At 30.0% G+C, this 25224-nt stretch carries 16 protein-coding genes, 1 riboswitch and 1 other annotated feature; of the genes, 10 read left to right on the top strand and 6 right to left on the bottom strand.

Translation table 11 applies throughout. The features are described 5' to 3' along the window. Positions 1–129: 129 nt before the first annotated feature. Positions 130–302: riboswitch (Lysine riboswitch) on the top strand. Between the two features lie 266 nt (positions 303–568). From ACX0KU_RS08505 to ACX0KU_RS08515, 3 genes are all read left to right on the top strand, one after another. Continuing rightward, positions 569–1768, top strand: coding sequence for an aspartate kinase (locus ACX0KU_RS08505; RefSeq protein WP_472989387.1), 1200 nt, complete (start codon positions 569–571; stop codon positions 1766–1768). Positions 1769–1804: 36 nt separating this feature from the next. After that, positions 1805–3103: a diaminopimelate decarboxylase gene (lysA, locus tag ACX0KU_RS08510; protein WP_472989388.1), complete on the top strand. Its 1299-nt coding sequence runs from the start codon at positions 1805–1807 to the stop codon at positions 3101–3103. Positions 3104–3270: 167 nt separating this feature from the next. Continuing rightward, positions 3271–11937, top strand: a complete 8667-nt coding sequence (locus ACX0KU_RS08515; protein WP_472989389.1) for a glycoside hydrolase family 94 protein — start codon at positions 3271–3273, stop codon at positions 11935–11937. A gap of 65 nt (positions 11938–12002) precedes the next feature. Here the strand turns inward: ACX0KU_RS08515 and ACX0KU_RS08520 are convergent, their stop codons facing one another. Continuing rightward, complete coding sequence (locus tag ACX0KU_RS08520) at positions 12003–12221, bottom strand: hypothetical protein (protein ID WP_472989390.1); 219 nt, start codon at positions 12219–12221, stop codon at positions 12003–12005. A 185-nt stretch (positions 12222–12406) separates the two neighbouring features. Here ACX0KU_RS08520 and ACX0KU_RS08525 point away from each other — a divergent pair, with 185 nt between their 5' ends. Both ACX0KU_RS08525 and trpS read left to right on the top strand, forming a co-directional pair. Beyond that, the gene (locus ACX0KU_RS08525) at positions 12407–12781 is read left to right on the top strand and encodes a desulfoferrodoxin (protein ID WP_472989391.1); all 375 of its coding nucleotides are present in this window, start codon (positions 12407–12409) and stop codon (positions 12779–12781) included. Between the two features lie 198 nt (positions 12782–12979). Then, the gene (gene trpS, locus ACX0KU_RS08530; RefSeq protein WP_472992425.1) at positions 12980–13981 is read left to right on the top strand and encodes a tryptophan--tRNA ligase; all 1002 of its coding nucleotides are present in this window, start codon (positions 12980–12982) and stop codon (positions 13979–13981) included. 66 nt (positions 13982–14047) lie between these two features. Here the strand turns inward: trpS and ACX0KU_RS08535 are convergent, their stop codons facing one another. From ACX0KU_RS08535 to ACX0KU_RS08545, 3 genes are all read right to left on the bottom strand, one after another. Further along, positions 14048–14767, bottom strand: a complete 720-nt coding sequence (locus ACX0KU_RS08535) for a hypothetical protein (protein ID WP_472989392.1) — start codon at positions 14765–14767, stop codon at positions 14048–14050. Between the two features lie 153 nt (positions 14768–14920). Beyond that, complete coding sequence (locus ACX0KU_RS08540) at positions 14921–16147, bottom strand: HD-GYP domain-containing protein (RefSeq protein WP_472989393.1); 1227 nt, start codon at positions 16145–16147, stop codon at positions 14921–14923. A gap of 118 nt (positions 16148–16265) precedes the next feature. Further along, positions 16266–17162, bottom strand: coding sequence for a Cof-type HAD-IIB family hydrolase (locus ACX0KU_RS08545; protein WP_472989394.1), 897 nt, complete (start codon positions 17160–17162; stop codon positions 16266–16268). A gap of 236 nt (positions 17163–17398) precedes the next feature. Between ACX0KU_RS08545 and ACX0KU_RS08550 the strand changes: the two genes are divergently transcribed. After that, positions 17399–18994: a peptide chain release factor 3 gene (locus tag ACX0KU_RS08550; protein WP_472989395.1), complete on the top strand. Its 1596-nt coding sequence runs from the start codon at positions 17399–17401 to the stop codon at positions 18992–18994. Positions 18995–19038: 44 nt separating this feature from the next. Here ACX0KU_RS08550 and ACX0KU_RS08555 read toward each other — a convergent pair whose 3' ends face one another. Together ACX0KU_RS08555 and ACX0KU_RS08560 are read right to left on the bottom strand one after the other, a co-directional pair. Further along, positions 19039–20139 (bottom strand): FAD-dependent oxidoreductase, encoded by a 1101-nt coding sequence (locus tag ACX0KU_RS08555; protein ID WP_472989396.1) that lies wholly within the window; start codon positions 20137–20139, stop codon positions 19039–19041. 63 nt (positions 20140–20202) lie between these two features. Beyond that, positions 20203–20358 (bottom strand): hypothetical protein, encoded by a 156-nt coding sequence (locus ACX0KU_RS08560; RefSeq protein WP_472989397.1) that lies wholly within the window; start codon positions 20356–20358, stop codon positions 20203–20205. A gap of 348 nt (positions 20359–20706) precedes the next feature. Here ACX0KU_RS08560 and ACX0KU_RS08565 point away from each other — a divergent pair, with 348 nt between their 5' ends. From ACX0KU_RS08565 to tyrS, 4 genes are all read left to right on the top strand, one after another. Continuing rightward, positions 20707–21807, top strand: a complete 1101-nt coding sequence (locus ACX0KU_RS08565) for a sensor domain-containing diguanylate cyclase (protein ID WP_472989399.1) — start codon at positions 20707–20709, stop codon at positions 21805–21807. 63 nt (positions 21808–21870) lie between these two features. Further along, positions 21871–23025, top strand: coding sequence for an AlbA family DNA-binding domain-containing protein (locus ACX0KU_RS08570; RefSeq protein WP_472989400.1), 1155 nt, complete (start codon positions 21871–21873; stop codon positions 23023–23025). A gap of 88 nt (positions 23026–23113) precedes the next feature. Beyond that, the gene (locus ACX0KU_RS08575; RefSeq protein WP_472989401.1) at positions 23114–23527 is read left to right on the top strand and encodes a hypothetical protein; all 414 of its coding nucleotides are present in this window, start codon (positions 23114–23116) and stop codon (positions 23525–23527) included. Positions 23528–23682: 155 nt separating this feature from the next. Next, positions 23683–23909, top strand: a binding site (T-box leader). Positions 23910–23966: 57 nt separating this feature from the next. Beyond that, the gene (gene tyrS / locus ACX0KU_RS08580; RefSeq protein WP_472989402.1) at positions 23967–25187 is read left to right on the top strand and encodes a tyrosine--tRNA ligase; all 1221 of its coding nucleotides are present in this window, start codon (positions 23967–23969) and stop codon (positions 25185–25187) included. The last annotated feature ends 37 nt before the right edge of the window (positions 25188–25224 follow it).

A 25224-nucleotide genomic window follows, 5' to 3' on the forward strand; every position in this document is an offset into this window, starting at 1 on the left:
ATATCTTTTTTACTATATATATTTTAAAACTATAACAAGATTTATTTAATAAATATTAAAAAATAGTTGCATAATTATAAATTTAATGATACACTAACAATAATTTAAAAAGTTAATAAAATGTTAGTTGCCTAGGGTAGAGGCGCTATAATTAATAGTATTTACTAGGAGTCGGCAGATGTTGATGAGTAAAGAAAGGAATTATGGCCGAAGAAATTAAGCTGGCAAGTTTAATTTCTGGCTTTGCATAAAATATATGTAAAGTTGTCGCGTAAGAAATTACGTGGAGAGCTACAAGGTACACTGAGTTCGGAATATAAGGATTTTTTATTTATATTGCGGCAAGGGTGTTCCTTGCTGCAATATTTTTTTTGAAATATATTGCAGCCACAATCTTCTAAATCATTAATCACTAATCGCTAATCTTTATTCACTACATTATGTGTGGAAACTATAGAGATAGCTATTAGAGACTAGAGATTAAGAGATTATGTGTTTTCTCCTAGTACCTCATATTACCACCTGAAAAGGATGGCAACTGCTTACTAAAAAGCGGGGGGCTATAAATATGGAAATAGTAGTGCAAAAATACGGTGGGAGTTCTGTGGCTACAACAGAAAAAATAAAAAAGATTGCAAAAACCTTAATTAAAAGAAAAGAAAAAGGGGCTAGTTTAGTTGTTGTAGTATCAGCCATGGGAGATACTACAGATGATTTAATTTCAATTGCTAAGCAAATCTCTAAGAATCCAGATAAGAGAGAGTTAGATGCTTTGTTATCAACAGGGGAAATGATGTCTTCAGCATTACTATCTATGGCAATAAAGGAATTAGGTCATGATTCTGTTAGTTATACAGCATACCAAATAGGGGTAAAAACAACGGGACAGTATGGCAAAGGATTAATTGATGATATAGATGATACAAAAATAAAGAAGAGTCTTAAAGAAGGTAAGGTCGTAATTGTGGCAGGGTTCCAAGGGATTAATGAAGATGGGGATATAATTACTCTTGGAAGAGGCGGCTCTGATACGTCAGCAGTAGCCCTTGCAGTTAAGTTAAAAGGTATATGTGAGATATACACAGATGTTGATGGAATATATAGTGTTGACCCGAGAAGATATAAAGAAGCTAAAAAACTTGAAGTTATTGATTATGAGGAAATGCTTGAACTATCAAGTTTAGGGGCACAGGTCATGCATTCAAGATCTATTGAACTGGCACAAAAATATGATATATCAATATATGTGGGTTTAAGTAATAGTGATATTAGGGGAACAATTATCAAGGGGGTTAATAAAATGAACTTAGAGAGTAAACCAGTAACTGGACTAGCTACTAGTGATGATGATATAGCGGTAACTTTAAAAGATATAGATGGGGATATAAATATACTTTCAGCTTTATTTGAAGCTATTGGTAGTAGAAAGATAAATATAGATATGATAAGTCAAACTGCACCTTTAAATGGAAAAGTAAATGTGTCGTTTACAATTCCAAGGGATGAGGAAGAAGAATGTATGGATATAATTAAGAATTTTGCAAGAGACAGGTATATAGCCATAGATGAGGATATAACTAAATTCTCAGTAGTTGGAATAGGAATGAAGAATACCTCTGGAGTTGCAGCAAAGATGTTTAAGCTTTTTAGTGCTAATAATATAAATGTTAAAATGATAACTACATCAGAAATAAGAATTACATGTGCTATAAAACAAGAAGATAAAACTAAAGCAATTCAGATAGTAGCAAAAGAATTTAATCTTTAATCAAGGTAATAATATTATTGAATGGGGGCTATTAAAGTGAAATTATTTGGAAGTACAGAAGTAGTAAATGAACATTTGCATATAGGAGGTATCAGCTCTAGTGAGTTAGTTGAAAGATTTCAAACACCTCTTTATGTTATGGATGAAAACCTAATTAGAAATAATTGTAGAAGATTTTATAATGGATTTAAAGCTAATGAAGGAAGAAATAGAGTAGCTTATGCTGGAAAAGCATTTTTGACCCTAGCTATGTGTCAGATTGTTAAAGAAGAAGGATTATACCTTGATGTAGTTTCTGGTGGAGAGCTATATACAGCATATAAGAGTGGATTTCCAATGGAAAAGATATATTTTCATGGTAATAATAAAACTCATGAAGAAATAGAAATGGGAATTAAGCTTGGAGTTGGAAGATTTGTAGCTGATAACTTTTATGAAATAGAAAAAATAAATGAAATAGCAGAGAAACATAATAAGACTCAAGAAATACTTTTAAGAATATCTCCAGGAATAGAAGCACATACTCATGATTATATAAAAACTGGACAAATAGACTCTAAATTTGGTTTCACTTTACTTGAAAATCAAACGTTAAGAGCTGTAAAGCAGGCTATATCTTTCAAGAATATAGACCTTACAGGATTCCACTGTCACATTGGTTCTCAAATATTTGATATAGAACCTTATAGGGATGAAGTTAGAATAATGCTTACTATAGTTAAAGATATTAAGGATGAATTAAGATATGATATTAAAGAACTAGATTTAGGCGGAGGATTCGGAATATACTACGAAAAAGGCGATGACCCAAAGGAAGCTGAAGAGTTTTGCACAGCTATATTAGATGAAGCTGAAAAAGTGGCAAAAGACCTTGGTATAGACTTACCAACTTTAACTATAGAACCAGGTAGGTCAATAGTAGGAAATGCAGGAACTACCCTCTATACAATAGGATCAATAAAACAAATACCAGAAATTAGAAAGTATGTAGCTGTAGATGGAGGAATGACTGATAATATAAGACCAGCTTTATATAGAGCTCAATATGAGTGTGTAATTGCAAATAAGATAAACTCATCAAGCACAGAAAAGGTTACAATATCAGGAAAATGCTGTGAATCAGGAGATATATTATTAAATAATGTAGAGATACCAGCAGCTGAAAGTGGAGATATATTAGCCGTTTTAGGAACTGGAGCTTATGGTTACTCTATGTCTAGTAATTACAATAAAATTCCTAGGGCTGCAGTAGTTTTAGTGAAAGATGGAAATGCAAAAATTATATGCAAAAGACAGTCTTATGAAGATTTAATAATTAATGAACTTGAGCTTTAAGCTCATTAAAATTTGCCATCCAAATTTAAAAAATATATTAGTAGGGGACTTATACAGAAATTTATGTATAAGTCCTTTGCTGATTTTTTGTTTAATCTTAATTTTTTTGGGGAACAATAGTTAGGCAATAATGAAAATGTAATTACATAACGAAGGAGTGACTTTAAATGGCCTATATTATGGCAGTTATATCTATAGTTTTGGTTATAGTAATATATTTATCATTCTTCAATAATGAGAAAGATAAGGAAGAAAATATATTAGACGATATGCCAGTTATAGATGTAAATGGAGAAGACTTAGAAAAGCATGCTATGCAAATATCAAAAAACTATTCTTATGCAAGAAAATCAAATTGTAGAAGAAAGTTATTTGGGAGCTTAGATATTAGCTATAAAAAAATAATAGAGGGCTATGAACATATAGATAGAGATGTAAGGGAGAAAAAAGACGTAGCTCCAGCATCAGAATGGCTTTTAGATAATCTGTATCTAATTGAAAAAGAATATAAACATATAAAGCATAATATGCCAAAGTCATATTATAAGGATTTGCCAGTTATAAAAAAGGGAATGATGAAGGGATACCCTAGAATTTACCATATAGCAGTAGAGTTAGTTTCTCATACTGATGCTAGAATTGATGAACATATAATAGAGAGATTTATTAGGGCTTACCAAAGTAACTCTGTTTTAACTAGTGGAGAGATTTGGTCACTTCCTATTATGCTTAGAATAGCTTTAATTCAAAACATAAGCAAAATAACAGAAAAAATAGTTATGAACTCAAAAGAGAAATCTGAAGCAGATAAAATTGCAGATAGACTAATAAACGCAGTTGAAAATCAGAAGACAAAAGAAGAAGTTTACCGTATTTCAAGAGAAGATATAAATTTTACTTCCCATTTTACAGAGAGATTGTTAAAGGTACTTAGAGATAAGGGAATAGACTCTAGTGAAATATATGAGTGGATAGATGAGAGACTTGAAATGAAAGAAACAAATTCTGAGAAGATGATAAATTTAGATCATCAGGAGCAGGCTACTTATCAAGTTTCCATTGGAAATTCTATAAGTTCAATTAGAGAAGTTGAGGCATTGAATTGGAGAGAAAGTTTTGAACATCTAAGCTTTGTTGAAAATGTTTTAAGAGAAGACCCAGCAAATATATATTCCACTATGGACTTTGAATCTAGAGATTATTATAGACATAGAGTTGAAAAATTAGCAAATATAATGAAAAAACCAGAGTCTTTTATAGCTAAGAAGGCAGTTCAATGTGCTGAAGAGGCAGAGCTGGTAGAAGGAAGAGAATTTGAAAAGCATGTAGGATATTATTTAGTAGATGATGGAGTAGATTGCTTAAAGAAAAAATCCTATTTTAAAGATAAAGGAATACATGGTATAAAGAATTCTATGAAGAGTTCTTCAGTAGGATATTACGTAGGGGTTATAGCTATAGGAACTATAATTGCCATGAGTATTTTTCTTGCAGTAAGCTATATGAATGATACAAATAGAGCTTTGTGGAGATATGTTGTTGCAGGATTTATTTTAATAGTACCATGTAGTGAGATAATAGTTTCTGTTCTAAATTGGAGTATAAATAATCTCACCACTCCTAGATTCATTTCTAAAATAGAATATAAAGAAGGAATAGGCGAGGAAAATAGAACAATAGTAGTAATACCTACAATTATAAACAGTGTTCAAAAAGTACATGAATTATTAAAAAATATTGAAGTGTATCATTTAGCTAATCTTGATGACAATATATATTTTACTCTCTTAAGTGACTTTCAAGATAGTTCTACTGAGGTAAATGAAGAGGATGAAAAGATAGTAGAAGCTGCTTTAGAACATGTAAAAAAATTAAATAATAAGTATTCTAAAGATAAGGGAGATAAATTTTTCTTTTTTAGTAGATACAGAAAGTATAATGAAAAAGAAGCTAAATGGCTTGGATGGGAAAGAAAGCGTGGTAAATTAGAGGAGTTTAATGCTCTAATTAGAGGGGAAGAAAAAACTAGTTATAATGTTATAAGTGGAGATATAAGTGAACTTAAAAAAGCTAGTTATGTAATAACTTTAGACAGTGACACTCAGTTACCTAGAGATAGTGCAAAAAAACTAGTTGGAGCTATGAGCCATATACTAAATAAGCCTTGTATTGATAAGCCTAAAAAAAGAGTTACAAGAGGATATGGGCTTATGCAGCCAAGAATAAGTATTAGTACTTTAAGTGCAAATAAAACTATTTTTTCAAGGATGTTCTCTGGAGAAACTGGTTTAGACACTTATACTACAGCTGTTTCTGATGTGTATCAGGATTTGTTTGGAGAAGGTATTTTTACAGGAAAAGGTATCTATCATATAGATACTTTTAATGAGATGCTTAAAGGAGAAATAGCTGAAAATATGGTGTTAAGTCATGATCTTTTAGAAGGATCTTATGTGAGAACTGCTTTAGTTACTGATGTAGAATTAATAGATAGTTACCCAGCTTACTATATGGCAAGTTCAAAAAGATTTCACAGATGGGTTAGAGGTGACTGGCAATTACTTCCGTGGATTAAAAATAAAAAGTCTATCAATTCTCTTTCAAAGTGGAAGCTATTAGATAATTTAAGGAGAAGCTTAGTAGCACCATCAATAATGCTATTGATATTATTATCTTTTAATGTTTTACCAGATGGAACAGATAAGTGGGTATCAGCAGCTGTTCTTGCGCTAATTGCACCTATACTTTTTAATGTTAGTGAATCTGTTACATCACCTATAAGGGGTATAAGTCTGTCAGGCAGAATTAATAATAGCAAAACTATTATTGAACAAGTTTTTTTAACATTTGCTTTTCTACCCTTTATAGCCTATTTAACATTAAATGCTATTGTAAAAACTTTATATAGAGTTTATGTGAGCAAAAAGAATCTATTAGAATGGCAAACAGCAGCAGATGCTGAAGCAAAGTCAGGAAAAAGTTTAACGGATTATATAGCATTTATGTGGATAGGAAGTTTGATATCTGCAGTAACATTAACTATAGCTTTTAACAGATCAAGTGATTTAGGGATTTTTATGCTACCATCTTGTGCAATATGGTTTTTAAGTCCTTGGATAGCTTGTTATATAAGTAAAGATATAAAAGAAAAGAATGTACAAATAAATACGCAACAAGAAACTATGCTAAGAAGAATAGGAAGAAAGACTTGGGCGTATTTTGAAGACTTTGTAAATGAGGAAAATAATTGGTTAGCTCCTGATAATTATCAGGAAGATCCAAGCAATGGAGTTGCCCACAGAACATCTCCGACGAATATTGCAATGGGTCTTACATCAAATCTTGTTGCTTATGATTTAGGATATATAGGTTTGGTAGAAAATATAAACAGACTAGAAAATGTAGTAAGAAATGTAGAAGACTTAAAAGGATATAGAGGGCATCTATTTAACTGGTATAACACTATAACGAAGGAGCCATTACACCCTAAATATGTATCAACTGTTGATAGTGGTAATTTAGTGGGATATCTTTGGTTATTAGAAGAGAATTTAAGAGAATATTTAAATAAACCAGCTATTAATAGAGAAATGATAGTAGGCCTTTCAGATACACTAACTCTTGCTAGTGAGGAGATATCTAGAGAACTTACCATTAAGGACTACTATGAGAATGATATAAATACATTGAAGGGATTAGAGTTTACTGTATTTTCTTGGAAGGAATTAACAATACGGTTAAGAGATAAGGCACTAGAAATAGAAAAAGATAGTAATAGTATAGAGCTTTACTGGAATAACAAAGTAAAAAGCGGGGTTAATAAATTCCTAGAAGAGATAGAACTACTTTTCCCTTGGGCTGATACTATAGGTAAAAATAAAGAAAATGATATTAGTTTATACAATAGCTTAAACAGAATAGTATTAAATACTTCTTTGAAAAATATAGGAGAAGAATTAAATAATGTATTAGAAAACTCTGATAGTTCTTATAAGACTATTGAAGAATTAAAAGGTTTAATACAAAAAACAGTAAAAGAAGTAGAAACTCTTATACAAAGAATAGAATTGCTAATGAATACATTAAACAAAATGGTTGAAAGTACAGACTTTAAGATGTTGTATGACAAAAAAAGAGGGCTTTTCTCTATAGGATATGATGTAGAGAGAGATTCCCTAGGAAAAAGTTACTATGATTTATTAGCTTCTGAGGCAAGGCAGGCAAGTTTTGTTGCCATAGCAAAAGGTGATGTTGGAATAAGACATTGGTTCAAACTAGGTAGGTCTATGGCTATAATAGGTAGAAGTAAGGGACTTGTATCTTGGACTGGTACTATGTTTGAATATTTAATGCCTTTGCTTATTATGAAGCCGTATCCTAATACACTTTTAACCCATACCTATAAGGCTATAGTAGAAGGTCAAAAGAAATATGGTGGTATTAAAAAAGTGCCTTGGGGGATATCAGAATCTGCTTATAAAGCTTTTGATGTAAGTTTAAATTATCAGTATAAAGCATTTGGAATTCCAGGTATAGGATTAAAGAGAGGACTAAAGAATGAGTTAGTTGTTTCACCATATTCTACAGTATTGGCACTACAAGTAGATCCTAAGAGTGCTATAGATAATATGAATAGACTTATTAATGAGGGATTAGAAGGTAGATATGGATTTTATGAGGCTATAGATTATACGAAAGATAGAATGATAAATGGTCAGGATAAGTCTATTATAAAATGTTTTATGGTTCATCATGAAGGCATGAGTCTTATGGCATTAGACAATGTATTGAAAAACAATATACTTGTAAATAGATTTCATAATATACCTTCTGTAAAAGCTACAGAACTACTTCTTCAAGAAAAAGTTCCAAATAGAATAGTTTATGAAAGAGAACAAAGATTTGAGGTAACAGAAGTAAGGGAAGAAAAACAAAGCATAATTGCTAGAACTTATGATACAGCACTTACTCCTATTCCAGAGACTCAACTATTTTCAAATGGAAGCTATTCAATGATGATTTCTAATAGTGGTAGTGGATATGGTAAAAAGAACGATATGACAGTATACAGGTGGAAAGGAGACGTTACCTCCGATAATAGTGGAATGTTTTTTTATATTAAAGATGTAAGAACAAATAATTATTGGAGTTCCACTTATGAACCTTGTAAAAGTGAAGGAGATGACTATAAAGTTATTTTTTCACAGGATAAAGCAGAATTTAAAAGAGTTGATGGAGATATACTTACCTATACAGAAATTACAGTATCTAGCGAAGATGATGCAGAGATAAGAAAGATATCTTTAACTAATACTGGAAGTGAGGATAAGATCTTAGAGATAACCTCTTATTGTGAAGTGACATTAGCTCCATTTAATTCAGATATAGTTCATCCGGCTTTTGGTAACTTATTTATAAGTACTGAATTTATCCAAGATCATGAATGTATAATTGCTAATAGAAGACCAAGAGCAAAGGGACAAAAAAAGCCTTATGTAGTTCAATGCATAGCACTTGAAGGAAACTCTATTGGAACAACACAATATGAAACAAGTAGAGCTGACTTTATTGGAAGAGGAAAAAGTCTAATGGAACCTATTGCATTAGGAGAAGATACACCTTTAAAGAATAATGTAGGGCCAGTTTTAGACCCAATAATAAGTATGAGAAAGAGATTAAAGCTTGAACCAGGAGAAACTTGTAGAATAGTTTATACAACAGCAGTAGCAGACTCAAGAGAACATGCTATTGAGCTAGCTATTAAGTATAAAGAGATAAAGAGTATTGATAGAGTCTTTGAAATTGCTTGGAGTCAAAGTACTGTTGAAATGAAATATTTAGGTATAAAATCACCACAAGCAAATCTTTATCAGCTTATGGCCTCTAGAATACTTTATCAAACAAGTCAATATAGAGATAGAGAAGATTATATAAAGAATATTAAAAGAAGTCAGCAGGATTTATGGAAATATGGTATATCAGGCGACGTACCTATTGTTTTAGTTGAAGTTAAAGAAGAAAAAGACAAAGATACGGTTCGTCAAATGTTAAATGCTCATGAATATTGGAGCGTTAAAGGTTTAAAGGTAGACCTTATAATTTTAAATGTTCAAAATGTTGCATATACTCAACCATTACAAGATAGCTTAAGGGATTTAATAGCTACAAGTCATGCAAGAGATAAGCAAAATAAGTCAGGTGGAGTATTCTTAACAGGAAATTCTACAATGGAACAAGAAGATATGGATTTGTTAAAAGCGCTTGCTAGAATTGTTATTGATGGAAGTAATGGGCTTATAATAAATCAAATAAAGAAGGAAGAAGGTGTAGAAGAAACTTCTACTACGAAACTCTTATCAGCTAAAGAAAATAACTATGTATATGAATCATATAAATTCAAAACAAATAAGCTAGATTATTACAATGGTTATGGTGGTTTTGACTTAAAGGATAACAAATATGTTATAGTCCTAAGAGATAGAAAAATCACTCCTGCTCCTTGGATAAATGTCATAGCAAATGAGGATTTTGGATTTATAGTATCGGAAAGTGGATCACCTTATACATGGCATAAGAATAGTAGAGAAAATAAGATAACTACTTGGTCTAATGATTGGGTAATTGATCCTCCTTCAGAAGCTCTTTACTTAAGAGATGATGATAGTGGGGATGTATGGAGTATAGCACCTAAACCGATTAGAGATGATAGAGAGTACGTAATTGAACATGGATTTGGTTATTCTAACTTTAAGCATGAAGCATACGGCATAATTGGTGAAGTTTCTATGTTTGTGCCTATTGAAGAAAAAGTGAAGTTATTAAAAGTAAAATTAAAAAATAATAGTAATCTCGATAGGAAAATATCGTTAACTTATTATGCTCATTTAGTTTTAGGTGTGGTTCCTCAACAAACAGCTACTAACATAGCTACTTATTTAAACGAAGAAAAAAAATATATTTATGCTCAGAATTCATACAGTAGTAATTTTAGCGATCAATACGCATACCTAAAGATTGTAGGTGGAAATGAAGAAAGTTTCACCGGAAATAGAACAGAATTTATAGGTAGGGGAAAAAGCATAGAAAATCCAGATGCATTGAAGCGAGTAGGATTATCTAATGATGTAGGAGCTGGAATGGATCCATGTCTTGCTGAGAACGCTAAAATAAGTTTAAGAAGTGGTGAGGAAAAGACACTAATAGTTATTTTTGGTGAAGATGCAGGAATTGAAAATATAGAAAAAATTATAAATAAGTATGTAGATGTTAATAAAGCTGAGGAAGAACTAGAAAATGTAAAAGCATATTGGAATAACCTTCTTGGAACTATCAAAGTAAAAACTCCTGACAAAAGTATGGATATAATGCTTAATGGTTGGCTGTTATATCAAACTATTGTATGTAGAGTATGGGCTAGAAGTGGATTCTATCAATCAGGAGGAGCTTTTGGATTTAGAGACCAGTTACAAGATGTAATGGCTGTGGCGTATGTAGATCCTAATATGACAAGAGAGCACATTTTATATAGTGCTACAAGACAGTTTGTAGAGGGAGATGTACAACATTGGTGGCATCCTGTAATTGATAGCGGTATAAGAACAAGATTTTCAGATGATTTACTATGGCTTCCTTATGTTACTGTAGACTATGTGAAGAGAACAGGAGACTATAGTATATTAAATGAGCAAGCTGGATATCTAGAAGATAAACCGCTAGAAGAAGGAGAAGATGAAAGATACACTATATCTAGAAAATCTGATAAAACAGGAACTATATATGAGCACTGTGTAAAAGCTATAGAAAAATCCTTGAAATTTGGATCACACAATATACCATTAATGGGTTCAGGAGACTGGAATGATGGAATGAGTGAGATTGGAAATAAGGGAAAAGGAGAAAGTGTATGGCTTGGATGGTTTTTATATAGTATATTAGATAATTTTAAAGATATATGTAAAGCACAAAATGATGAGTATAGAGTGCAAAGATATGAAGAGATGAAGGAGTTTATAAAAGAAAATTTAAACAAAAATGCTTGGGATGGAAATTGGTTTAGAAGAGCTTACTTTGATGATGGAACTCCGCTAGGTTCTGCAGAAAATGATGAATGTCAAATAGACTCTCTTTCACAGTCTTGGGCAGTTATATCTAAGGCAGGAGAGAAAGAGAAGACTAGAGAGGCTATGAAAGCTCTTGAGAAGTATTTAATAAAAGAAGATACAGGAATGGTATTTTTATTAACTCCGCCTTTTGCAGATAGCAAGTTAGAACCAGGATATATTAAGGGATATGTTCCAGGAGTAAGAGAAAATGGAGGACAGTATACTCATGCATCAACTTGGGTAGTGTTAGCTATGGCAGAGCTTGGTGAAGGAAATAAGGCATGGGAAACTTATAACATGCTAAATCCTATAAATCATACTAAGACTTTTTATGAATGTGAAAGATACAAGGTAGAGCCTTATGTAATGGCAGCTGATGTATATGGAAGAGAACCACACATAGGTAGAGGAGGTTGGAGTTGGTATACTGGAGCATCAGGCTGGATGTACAGAGTTGCTATTGAAGGAATACTTGGACTTAGATTTAATGGAAAAGAAGGATTTACAATAGATCCTGTAATTCCTGATAATTGGAATGGTTTTGACATGGAATATACAAAAGATAAATGTAAATATAAAATAAAGGTTTCAAGAGGACAAAAATCAGAAATAACATTAGACGGAAACCCTATAGAAAATAGACTTATTCCAATTTTAGACGAAGGAATTCATCAGGTAAATATAGTTTTGGAATATAGTAGTGTTAATAAAAAACTAGTAGAGATAAATTAAATCTCTACTAGTTTTTTCATTCTATAAAAATTTTTAAATTATTATGTAATGCTTTAATTTACAGTCTAAAAATAGTCATCCCAATAATCTTCATCCCATATAACATCATCCTCTTGATTGTAAGTATATTTAGGTTCCTTCCAAGTAGTGTTTTTAGATGATGCAGAATTAGTAACATTATTATGGATATCTACATAATCTACTTTAGAAAAAGAATTTATTTCTTTAGACTCTGTATCAGGATATTCTTCTTGGTCTAGTTTATATAGCTTACGTTCAATCATGGTTATTATCTCCCTTCTAATAAAATATTGCTTTCAAAAATTAGTATTTCACTAAAATTAAAATAAATTATGATTTTTGAACATATTATTTAATTAGAAAATTTTTTAGATTAGAAGGAGAATTAATGTATTTGTAGAATATAATTATTAAAGAATAAAAGTTATTACTTAAAGGGGGATTTAATATGACAAAATTAAGAGAAGTTTATAAATGTGGAATTTGTGGAAATATAGTTGAGGTTGTTCATAACTCAGGTGGTGTATTAGTTTGTTGTGGTAAACCTATGACCTTAAAAGCTGAAAATTCAGTAGATGCATCAAATGAAAAGCATGTACCTGTTATTGAAAAAATAGATGGTGGAGTTAAGGTTATAGTAGGAGAAGTAGAGCATCCTATGGCAGAAGAGCATTATATTGAGTGGATAGAAATCCATACAGAAAATAAAGTATATAGAGAGTACTTAAAACCAGGTCAAAAGCCAGAAGCAGTATTTATGGTTGAAGAAGAACTTTTATATGCAAGAGAATACTGTAATCTTCATGGACTTTGGAAAAGGTAAAAATACTCATCAGTATTTTATGAGATAAATTTTCATATATAAATACTGCTGAATATAACACATAAGTAAAGTATAAAATATCCTATATAACAAGATAATTGTTATATAGGATATTTTACTTTATAATGGTATATAGTAAAAGTTATCTATAAGTAAAGTGAATTACTAAAGAATGTGGAGGTATATATAGTGGAGCAGATGGAACAAAAGAAGGTTATTTTTAGTGGAATACAGCCTTCAGGAGAATTGACACTAGGAAATTATTTAGGAGCATTAAAAAATTGGGTTAAACTCCAGGATGATTATGATTGCTATTATTGCATAGTTGATATGCATGCCATAACAGTAAGACAAGAACCAAAGGATTTAAGAAGAAGAACATTAGAAGTTCTTGCAATATATATTGCGTCAGGTATTGACCCAGATAAAAATACTATTTTTATTCAATCTCATGTACCAGCTCATGCTGAGGCTGCATGGCTTTTAAACTGTAACACTTATATGGGTGAGCTTAGTAGAATGACTCAGTTTAAAGATAAGTCACAGAAGTATGGAAATAATATTATAGCTGGGTTATTTAATTATCCAGTTTTAATGGCCGGCGATATTTTATTATATCAAACAGATTTAGTTCCAGTAGGAAGTGATCAAAAGCAGCATTTAGAACTAAGCCGTGATATTGCGGAAAGATTCAATAATGCTTATAGTCCAACTTTTAAAATTCCAGATCCTTATATAGCAAAAGAAGGGGCTAGGATTATGGATTTACAAGAACCTACTAAGAAAATGTCTAAGTCTTCAGACAACCCTAATTCATATATATTTATTATGGATCCGCCAGATGTAATAAGAAAAAAAATATCAAGAGCTGTGACAGATAGCCTTGGAATTGTTAAGTATAGTGATGAACAACCAGGTGTTAAGAATTTAATGACAATTTTAAGTGTAATTAAGGGGAAAAGTATAGAAGAAATCGAGAAAGATTATGAAGGTCAAGGATATGCTCAATTTAAAAAGGATGTAGCAGAGGCTATAGTTGAGGAGCTTGAACCTGTTCAAAATAAAGTAAAAGAATTAACTACAAATAAAGAGTATTTAGAGAGCATATATAGAAAAGGTTCAGAAAAGGCTAACTATGTAGCAACTAAGACTCTTAGAAAAATGCAGAAAAAGATTGGGTTTATACCAGTGTCTAAGTAAAACATTTTTGTTATATAAAAATTTGAGGAATCACTGCCTATTTTATAGTGGTTCCTTTTTAATTGCTTAATGTTTATCCACTTGGATAGGAATCTCCTGAACTGCTGAGCAAAACTCTTTAGAAAGATGAATAAATCCTCCAAATATATAAGCACTATTCGCTTCAGGTATAACCTGCATATGAAGAGCTACCCCATTTGAAAATACTAGGTTTATCGCAATACGCTTCCCAATAGAATAAGGATCTTTACCTAGCTCTGAGGATTGTAATAAAGGTAGCTTAGATAGTTCACTATTAATAAGTTCAAGCAATTGTTTATTTTCGGACACACCTATAACAGAACTATCCTCTTCGCTACGAAGTTCAACAGAAGATACTTTTGCATAATCATCATCTATAACCAGAATAGCCCTTTCCTTTTTTAGATTTTTAACTGTATAAATTTCAGTTCCCTCATCAAGGGCGCTTGAAAAACTAGGAGGTATTCCTGTATAGATTTTACCTTTTAAATCTAAAGTCACTTTGCCAAGTTTTTCTCCTTTAAGTTTATCATAGTTAGGATTAATAAATTCAGAGCGAGAATAATTCAACCACTCTGAGGGACTATAAGCATAACCGTCTAAATAGACGACACTTATATAGCATGCAGTTGAATTAATAGAATTTAGACCGATTATTGAAAATTGTCTATCTACTGTATCAAAATCCTTTCTTAAATCTAATTTAAGTACTTTTCTAGTGATATAGATATGAGGTTGCATCATTTCAACTATAATACGATTCAAAGAGAAAAGATATAGCATCTTTATGTAAATTTATTTAAAAAGAATAATATGAATTTTACCATAGTTTGTAAGTATATAAATAAGAAGAGTATACGGAGAGTATGCTCTTCTTATTATTGTTGCATCTATGTTTTTTAATGAGATTTAAGAAATTTATATTAGGTTTTTATCTATACATTTTAAAAATGCATCAACGACCTTTGGATCAAATTGTGTTCCGGAGTTTAGTCGAATTTCTTGTAGAGCCTGCTCTTTCCTCATGGGACTTTTATAAGGTCTATGGGCTGTCATAGCTTCCCAAGAATCAGTTACACTAACAATTCTTGACATTAGTGGAATGTTATCACCTTTTAGACCATCAGGATACCCTTTACCATCCCATCTTTCATGATGAAAATTTGCAATATCAGTAATGATATTAAATTCTTTTACGTTAAAGATTGTATTTTCATCTTGAAATATTTCAGAAAGAATATCTTTACTATATACTGGATGTAGCTTTATTATGTTATATTCTTCAGGGGATAGCCTTGAAGCCTTATTTAATATAGTTTCAGGAACTCCTATTTTACCTACATCATGAAGCATTGCGGCCCATTCCAGAGCCTTTAAGTTATTTTTATCAATTCCTAGTTCTTTTGCTAAAGCTACAGAATACTCAGATACTTTTTTCGAATGTTCCCATGTATATCCGCTTTTTTTCTCAAGACTTTTAAATAAAGAGTTAACTATGCTATTATAAGCTTTTTTGATATTGTTTTGTTCCAATTTTCTTTTGTGTAAAATTAAGAAAAGGAATGCTATAAAGTATAGTAATACTATTGAAATATATAATATTAATCTAGTTAAATCATTATAGAAGTAAGATAGAGAATAGTCTAAAGTAAAATCAACGCCTACAAGACCTATTACAACACCATGTTCGTTAAGAAGTGGTGTATAGCCTGATATAAGACTACCCCATTTATTATAATAACTTGCACCTTTAAAAAAACTCGGCATATATTTAGTATTGTATTCAATAGGAGTTGTATTTTCATCCTTTTCTCCAAGACTATCTTTTTCAGAATCGAATATATACTCGATTTCAGTATCACTTAAACGTCTTTCGATATAAATATATTTTGCACCTGTATTTCTTTGAAGTTCCGAGAAAAATTTTTGCATTCCATAAAAATACGAACTTTTATCCTTGGATGTAATTATATTTTTATATTCATCTATATTTACAAATTGCTCAATTGACTTTGATATAGCTATAGCTACATTTCCAACATTATGAACAGACGACTTATATTGGTTATAAATAAATATTCCTTGAAATAATAAGAAAGAAGTTACTAGAACAAATATAATTACATTAAATTGTATTTTTTTCAATAATATCCCCACCAAACTCATATAAATGACAAAAAACAATAAATTAATATTCTTACTGGATAATTATACATAAAATCCAAATATAAATAAATGAAAATATAAAGAATATTAACAAAAATTAAAGCGACTTTAGTACGAATTTATTAATTACATGAGCGACCCCGTCTTCTTCATTACAAAGTGTTACATAATCAGCAACGTCTTTAACATGAGAACTTGCATTTCCCATAGCGACGCCAAGACCTGCATAGTTTATCATATCTATGTCGTTTCCAGAGTCTCCAATGCATATAACTTCTTCTTGTTTAATCCCGAACTTATCTGCTAAAAGTTTTACTCCAGTGCCTTTGCTAACTCCCTTAGATAGTATCTCTAAAGTATTTGAGGAAGGTCTTAATACTGTAAATCTATCGAAAAGTGTTTTTGGAATATTCTCTTTATCAAGAACTAAAGCATCATTTCCATTTAAAATCTCAGGAATAGTAATATTATAGTTATGTTTTTTTATTATATTGATAAGATTTTCTGTAAATTTTGCATTCTCGTTTATATAAACTGCTCTATTTATAATTATATTTTTATCTAAAGAATTGAAGTCGGTAATTTTCATATTTAAACCAGATAATAGAATTTCAAATTGAGTAGTTAAATTTAAAGTAGGTGTTAGGATTAGATTTTGTTTTTGTAGTAATATATTTAAGGTTATTTTTAGCTCATTAGCTAAACTATAAAGAAATTGTAAATCATCGTAAGATAATGGACTTTCAAATATTATTTCTTTTGTTCCTAAGCACTGAATAAAAGCACCGCTACAGGCTATTCCATAATCATCATTAGAATTTAAATTTAATTCCTTTGCATATTTTTCTAGTCCTTGGATAGGTCTACCAGTTGATAATATAACTTTAACTCCTTTTTTAACAGCCTCTTCTATGGCTCTTATGGTAGAAGTAGAGATAGTTTTATTTTTTCTAGTTAGAGTTCCGTCTATATCAATAGCTATAAGCTTATACATATAATACCTCCTGTAATATAAATATAAAGTTTATTAATTATAGTATAATATGTTTATTTTATATATTATAACATTTTAAGTTAGAATAGTATTTATAAAAATGAAATACAATTTTCTTTTAATATGACTTTAATAACTATTTAAGTTGTGGTAAAATTAATAGTTGACAGAAAATATGATAACTTTCTATAAATATAACAATAAATTTTAAATTATATAAGAAAGAGGAGAAATAAGTGGTAGACTTTATACGAGAAATAGAAAAAAGAAGAACTTTTGCTATAATATCTCATCCAGATGCAGGTAAAACAACACTTACAGAAAAACTTTTACTATATGGAGGAGCTATAAGAGAGGCAGGTTCTGTTAAAGCAAGAAGAGCTTCAAAACATGCTGTATCAGACTGGATGGAAATTGAAAAACAAAGAGGAATTTCAGTTACATCTTCAGTACTACAATTTAATTATGATAATCACTGTATAAATATATTAGATACTCCAGGACATCAAGACTTTAGTGAAGATACATATAGAACTCTTATGGCAGCAGATAGTGCTGTTATGGTAATAGATGGAGCAAAGGGTGTAGAAGCTCAAACAAGAAAGTTATTCCACGTATGTAGTTTGAGAGAGATTCCTATATTTACTTTTATAAATAAGATGGATAGAGAAACTAGAGACCCATTTGACCTATTAGAGGACATAGAAAAAGAACTGGGAATAAAATCATATCCTATGAACTGGCCTATAGGTACTGGATCTGATTTTAAGGGAGTTTATGATAGAGAAAAGAAGCACGTTTTAGTGTTTCGTGGAGGAAACCACGGACAAAGTGCTGTAAATGTATTTGAAGGAAATTTAGAAGATAAAGAGATTATAGAATTAATAGGAGAGCAACTTCATGAAAAACTTCTTGAGGATCTAGAACTTTTAGATGAAGCAGGAGAAGAATTTGACATAGAAAAAATAAAAGTAGGGGAATTAACTCCAGTATTTTTTGGAAGTGCTTTAACTAACTTTGGAGTTGAACCTTTTCTAGAGAAATTCTTAAAGTTAACACCACCACCATTAGCCAGAAAATCAGATATTGGTAAGATAGAAGTATTTAGCGAGGATTTTTCAGCCTTTATATTTAAGATACAAGCAAATATGAATAAGGCACATAGAGATAGAATTGCATTTATGAGAATTTGTTCAGGTAAGTATACTAAAGGTATGGAAGTTTATCATGTACAACAAGGAAAGAAAATTAAGCTTTCTCAACCTCAACAATTTTTAGCTGAAGAGAGAGAGATAATTGAAGAGGCTTATGCAGGAGATATTATAGGTGTATTTGATCCAGGCATATTTGGTATAGGGGATACTCTGTGTCCAGCATCTAATAAATTTAAATTTGAAGGTATTCCTACTTTTGCACCAGAACATTTTGCAAGAGTTAGAACAGTTGATACTATGAAGAGAAAACAATTTATAAAAGGAATAACTCAAATTGCTCAAGAAGGTGCTATACAGGTATTTAAAGAACTTCATATAGGAATAGAAGAGATAATTGTTGGTGTAGTAGGCGTACTTCAATTTGAAGTTTTAGAATACAGATTAAAAAATGAATATAATGTAGATATAAGAATTGAAAGATTACCATTTAAAAATGTTAGATGGATTGAAAAGTCAGATATAAAACCAGAAGATTTAAATATCACTAGTGATACAAAAGTAGTTAAGGACTTAAAAGATAAAGACTTATTAATATTTGCAAGCGAATGGGCAATAAGTTGGGCTCTTGATCACAATAAAGGATTAGTATTATCTGATATTGGTAAGAGTGATGCATAATAAAAAAACAGTTTAGGAAGCTAAAGCCTTCCTAAACTGTTTTTTTACCTATTAAAAGAAAATAACTTAGTATAAGGATTTGTATCATATAAGATTAGATCTTTTATAATTTGTGCTCCCATAAGGCTATAACAAATAGGATTTCTCCCAAGGGCTAGATTGAAATAGCAGTTTTCAAATTTTGGATGATTTCCAATGTAAGGAAGTGCATCTATGCTCTCGCCATAGGATGTAGAAAAGGAATATTCAGCTGATAAAGTATTTGAATATTCACAGGTGTCTTTAAATAAGTCTAATAGTCTTTCGTTAGTATAAAGATTTTTGTCACTATTAAAACTTGCAATCATAATCCTTTTATCGTATGTAGATCTAATATAAGTATAATCTTTATTATAATTTAAAATAAAATTTTTATTAAGTATACTTAAAGGTGTATCTAACGGATTAGTTACTATAGTGTTTATATTCTTTATTTGTATAAGATCTTTAATAGGTAATATATTATTTATGGATAAATCATTGGTAAAAATTATTTTCTTACATTCTATATAATGAGACGTATTTGTTTTAACCCTCAAAGTATTGGAGTAAGAATCATAGTTAGTAGCAGACGTATTCTCATATATTTTTGCCTGCTTTTTCTGAGCATTTTTTAAAAGGCCATGACAGAACTTAAAAGGGTCTATTACAGCAGAGTATTTAGAATAAGCATGTTTATGAATACTTTTTATTATATTACTTTTATCAAATCCACTATTTATAGAGTATAAGGTTTCTTTTTTATCAAAGATATGTGAGAAGTTGATGCTATCTAAAATGTACTCAATATCATCTACGGCTTTTTCACAAAGTTTATGGATAAGGAGAGCATTCTTTTTACCTGTAAATCTTGAAAGTTTATCAAATTCAAGATCAGGAGAAGCTTCTAAAATACCTATACCAGCAGAAACATTGCCTTGAGCTATAAGATTTTTTTCAAGCAACACTGTGCTTATATTATAGGCTGAAAGGTAATACGCTGTTAAACAACCAGATAGTCCACCGCCTATTACAACTACATCACATTTTTCGTTATTTGATAAGGATGGATAGTTTTTATATCCTGTAGTTATGGAATTCCAATAGTAGTTTGAATTATTTTTCATGAAATTTCTACCCTCCCTAGAGTAAATTAAACTCATAGAGAGGCTCCCTATGAGTTCAAAACTTTACATAGTTTTTTCTTTGTTATAAAGTAGGTCGATGAAAAATATTAGTGCGGCAATAACAATTAAGAAATTTATATGATTATTATCCACTCTAAAAATTAAGGCACTTAACCAACCCACAAGTACAAGTGTACCTAACCATCTTAAAAAGTTCATTATGTAGCCTCCATCATATGTTAATAATTAATTCCTTAATAGTATTTACAAATCTGAAAAGATTATAAATAATTTAAAAAACTTTGTAGAAATACATTTTTAAAATTATTCTTAATTATAATAAAGTAATATTAACAGGGTAAACTTATATATAATATAAAGTAAAAGAATGATAATTAAAATTCTTAGTATAGAAGATTAAATTATAAAATGTGTAATAATTCATATAAAGTTAGATATATTTATATAAGGAAGAATTTGTATTACTTTCATTTAAAGGGATAATATGATATATTTATTATGTAAGAAAATAGATTTAAATTAAGTTCTAGGAGAAAGTGATACCTTATGGATAACTATAATAATAATGTCCAAAAAAGCTATTATGAGAAATATGTAAGAATTAAGGATGAATTTGAAACATATCAAAATTTTGCTGAAAGTACTATACAGATGTTAACTGAAAAAAATATAAAGTTAGAAAAGAAACTAGATTCTATAACTAATATAGTTGAAATAAGTAAGTATATAAATTCATACCTTAGTGATAAAAATTTAATTCCCATGATAAATGACATGATAATAGGTATATTAGGTGCAACTTATTCTACCATATATATTATGGAAGATAATGAATTAGTTATGAAGGCATGTAATCTTCAAAACTATAATTATCAATGTTGTATTTCACATAAGGATTCATATAAAGAACTTTTAGATGGTAAACCGTTTATTTTAAATTCACGAGAACCATTATTTGATGTGGAAACTTTTAAGAGTAATATTCATTCTTTAATAGGGGTGCCAATATATCTTAGAGAAAAGTTTATAGGATATATAATAGTTGAACATGCATTAAATAACTTTTTTGCTCATGATCATATAAAATTTATTTCTACTATAGCTAATCAAATAGCTATAGCACTAGAAAATAATGCATTATATAATCAAATTAGAGAAAATTCAATTAGAGATCCTCTTTTAGGTATATATAATAGAAAACAATTTTATGATATTATTGAAAATAAATTAGATAAGGAACCAGAAAAGCAATTTGCTTTAGTAATGATAGATATGGATAATTTTAAACAATCAAATGATTTATACGGACATCAATTTGGAGACGAGGTTTTAAAACAAACAGTAAAGCTAATGGAAAATAATATAGATAAAGAAGATATTATTGGAAGATATGGTGGAGAAGAGATTGTAATTTGTATAAGTAAGTTTGAAAGTTTAGATGAAGTGTATTACAAGATTGAAAATATTAGGACGAAATTGAGTGAGAACATTATATTTTTCGGAGAGGTAAAAGGAAGTATTACAGCAAGCTTTGGAATAAGTTATTATCCAATTGATGGGAATACTTTAAATGAAGTTCTAAGTGTAGCTGATTCAAGATTGTATATAGCAAAAGGAACAGGGAAAAATAAGGTTATTAACAATTAAGAAGACGATGAATATAATTTCATCGTCTCTATATTTATTAATTTTAAGGTTGTGGTTTAAGCTATGAACAAAAAAAAACTTAAAAGTCTACTTAAAAGTTCAGAAGGTGTTAAGTTGGATTTTAAATTACAATTAGACTTAAATGTAGAGACAGGAAAAAAAGAACTGGCTAAAGATATTTGTGCTATAGCAAACTCTAGGGGTGGAAGAGGATATCTCATAATTGGAGTAGAAGATAAGACAAAAAAAGTTGTTGGAATTGAAAAGGACTCTTTAAATGAAGAGCAGGTTCAGCAAATAATAAGTTCAAGATGCGAACCGCCTATACCCATTAGTTTAGAAATTGTAGATTATGAAGAAGTCTACGTAGCTGTTATAACTATATTCCAGAGCAATCAGAAGCCCTATCAACTTAGAGAAAATGGGGCCTTTTATATAAGACGTGGCTCTACTACTGATACTATGAGAAAACAAGAGTTAATTACTATTTTTCAAGAGAGTACAAATTTAAATATAGAGTTGACACCAATAATAAAAAGTAGAATATATAATTTTGATACAGCATTAATAGATACTTATTTTAAAAAGCATGGTATTGAAGTTAATGATGAAAATAGAATTGCTTTTATGGAAAATACGGGAATGATATATCTTGACGATGAATCTAAAGAGTATTACGGAACTTTAGGTGGTTTACTTGTGTTCTCAAAAATTAATTATTTGTATATTCCTAGTAATATGATTAGGATAGTTAATAATGTAAATGAGAATTACAATGAGTTAATTATTATTCAAGGTGACTTGTTAAGTATGCTTTATAGGAGTAAAGAGATTCTTGAAGAAATACTCCCTAAAAACTATCCGGTTGCTGCAGTTTATGAAGGAATAAAAAATGCTTTAATATATAGAGACTATACTATTATAAATAAAGAGATAGAGGTTATTTTAGGATATAATAGTGTAAATGTAATAAGTCCAGGAATACTTTTAAAAGATAACTCAAATCATAACACTTCATCTCATAATTATATAAGAAGAAATATGTGGATATATGAGAAGTTAGTAGTTTTAGATGAAAGTAAAAGTGTGACACATTCAGGTAGAGGTTTTACAAAGATGAAGAAAGCTTTTAAAAATTATGGGAAAATTATATTTATAAATTCAATAAAGGATAATATATTTAAGGTCATTTATCCTGGAATTAGTTCTATAAAGTAGTACTTTTAAATAATAAGTATGTAATATTAGTTCCCCTAAAAGAATACTATATAATTATAGCAAGTTATATTAAAAAAGGGGGATTAACATGCTACGTGTTTTTTGTGATAGGAAAGGTTCTGGAAAAACTAAAGCACTTATTAAATCTGCAAATGAAGAGGTTAGTTCATCAGAAGGAAGTATAGTATATATAAATGATGATAATAAACCCATGTTGAAATTAGACAGAAGAATCAGATTTATATCAGCTGAAGAGTATGAACTGAATGATTATAATGATTTATATGGATTTTTATGTGGGATTTTATCACAAAACTATGATATTATAACTGTATATATAGATGGGTTATTTAATATCACAGAAAATTCTGTTGACGATGTCACGGAAGCACTTTCTAAAATTGAAGAACTATCACAAAGACAAAATATAGAATTCTATTTAAATATTGACGTTGAAAAGGATATCATACCAGAGGGTATAAAAAATATGTTGCATAGTTAATTTTTTAGTGTTAAACTGCATGCTTTATAATAGTATGCAGTTTTATTAATTAGTAAGAAGTTTAGTAATCAAACTCTTATCAATTAAGTGTTGCAAAATTTATATCTTGCATTTAAGATGGAATATTTATATAATATTATGTAAATAACTAAAAGGTAAAGATAATGATGGAAAGAAGTAACTATATAAATCATTTAGAGAGCTAGTGGTTGGTGAGAACTAGTTGAGGAGCATAGTGAAATACATTCCTGAATCTTAGATTGAAAAGCAATGAAATATTGCTTAGTAGATTGTTACGTATCATCCCTACGTTATAAGGGATTTGAGAGAATATGCATGCATATTAACTTGGGTGGTACCACGGAGATAATTCGTCCCTTTATATTTTTATATAGAGGGATTTTTTATTTTATAAATCAAAAAAATGGAGGAATTGGATATGGAAAATGTATTTAATGTATTAATGGAACGAGGATACATAAAACAAACAACTCATGAAGATGAGATAAGGGATTTACTAGGAAAAGAAAAAGTAACTTTTTACATAGGCTTTGATCCAACTGCAGATAGTCTTCATGTAGGACATTTTATTGCTATGATGTTTATGTCACATATGCAAAAGGCAGGACATAAACCTATAGCCTTAGTTGGTGGTGGAACAGCCATGATTGGTGATCCAAGCGGAAAAACAGATATGAGAAAAATGCTTACTGAAGAGGAAATAGGAGCGAATGTTGATAGTATAAAGAAGCAACTCTCTAAATTTATAGATTTTACTGATGACAAGGCTATACTTGTAGATAATGCAGATTGGCTTTTAAAGTTAAACTATGTGGAGTTTATAAGAGACATAGGAGTCCAATTTTCAGTAAACAAAATGCTTACAGCAGAATGTTTTAAGCAAAGAATGGAAAAAGGGTTATCTTTCCTAGAATTTAATTATATGATAATGCAAGGATATGATTTCTTAGAGCTAAACAAGAGATACAATTGTGTTATGCAGCTTGGTGGAGATGACCAATGGTCTAATATGATAGCAGGAATGGATCTTATAAGAAGAAAAGAAAGAAAATCTGCTTTTGCTATGACTTGTACTTTACTAACTAATAGTGAAGGGAAAAAGATGGGTAAAACAGAAAATGGAGCATTATGGCTTGATCCTTCTAAGACATCACCATATGATTTCTACCAATATTGGAGAAATGTAAATGATGCAGATGTAGAAAAATGCTTATCATTACTTACTTTTATTCCTATGGATGAAGTTAGAAGACTTGCGGCATTAGAGGATGCAGCTATCAATGAAGCTAAGAAAATTTTAGCTTTTGAAGTTACTAAACTTGTACATGGAGAAGAAGAAGCAATTAAGGCTCAAACTGCAGCAGAAGCTTTATTTGGTGGTGGGGTAGATATGAGTAATGTTCCTTCAATTGAAATTACTAATGAAGAGATAGGAACAGCTTTATTAGATATACTTTTAAAAGGAAAAGTAATTCCGTCTAAAAAGGAAGGAAGAAGACTTATTGATCAAGGAGGACTTCAAATTAACGATAATAAAGTAGAAGATCCAAACTTTATTTTAAAAGAGGAAGATCTTAAAGATGGAAGTGCCCTTGTTAAAAAAGGTAAAAAGAATTACTACAAAATAGTTATGCAATAATATTTTCTTTGTAAAAATTCTAGGGGGTGTGAAATAA

The organism is Clostridium sp. X (assembly GCF_055755365.1).

Bases quoted from the DNA above. Each gene is read 5' to 3' on its own strand.
- ACX0KU_RS08505 (WP_472989387.1), top strand. From the start codon at position 569: ATGGAAATAGTAGTGCAAAAATACGGTGGGAGTTCTGTGGCTACAACA.
- ACX0KU_RS08515 (WP_472989389.1), top strand. From the start codon at position 3,271: ATGGCCTATATTATGGCAGTTATATCTATAGTTTTGGTTATAGTAATA.
- ACX0KU_RS08520 (WP_472989390.1), bottom strand. From the start codon at position 12,221: ATGATTGAACGTAAGCTATATAAACTAGACCAAGAAGAATATCCTGAT.
- ACX0KU_RS08525 (WP_472989391.1), top strand. From the start codon at position 12,407: ATGACAAAATTAAGAGAAGTTTATAAATGTGGAATTTGTGGAAATATA.
- trpS (WP_472992425.1), top strand. From the start codon at position 12,980: ATGGAACAAAAGAAGGTTATTTTTAGTGGAATACAGCCTTCAGGAGAA.
- ACX0KU_RS08545 (WP_472989394.1), bottom strand. From the start codon at position 17,162: ATGTATAAGCTTATAGCTATTGATATAGACGGAACTCTAACTAGAAAA.
- ACX0KU_RS08555 (WP_472989396.1), bottom strand. From the start codon at position 20,139: ATGAAAAATAATTCAAACTACTATTGGAATTCCATAACTACAGGATAT.
- ACX0KU_RS08560 (WP_472989397.1), bottom strand. From the start codon at position 20,358: ATGAACTTTTTAAGATGGTTAGGTACACTTGTACTTGTGGGTTGGTTA.
- ACX0KU_RS08565 (WP_472989399.1), top strand. From the start codon at position 20,707: ATGGATAACTATAATAATAATGTCCAAAAAAGCTATTATGAGAAATAT.
- ACX0KU_RS08570 (WP_472989400.1), top strand. From the start codon at position 21,871: ATGAACAAAAAAAAACTTAAAAGTCTACTTAAAAGTTCAGAAGGTGTT.
- ACX0KU_RS08575 (WP_472989401.1), top strand. From the start codon at position 23,114: ATGCTACGTGTTTTTTGTGATAGGAAAGGTTCTGGAAAAACTAAAGCA.
- tyrS (WP_472989402.1), top strand. From the start codon at position 23,967: ATGGAAAATGTATTTAATGTATTAATGGAACGAGGATACATAAAACAA.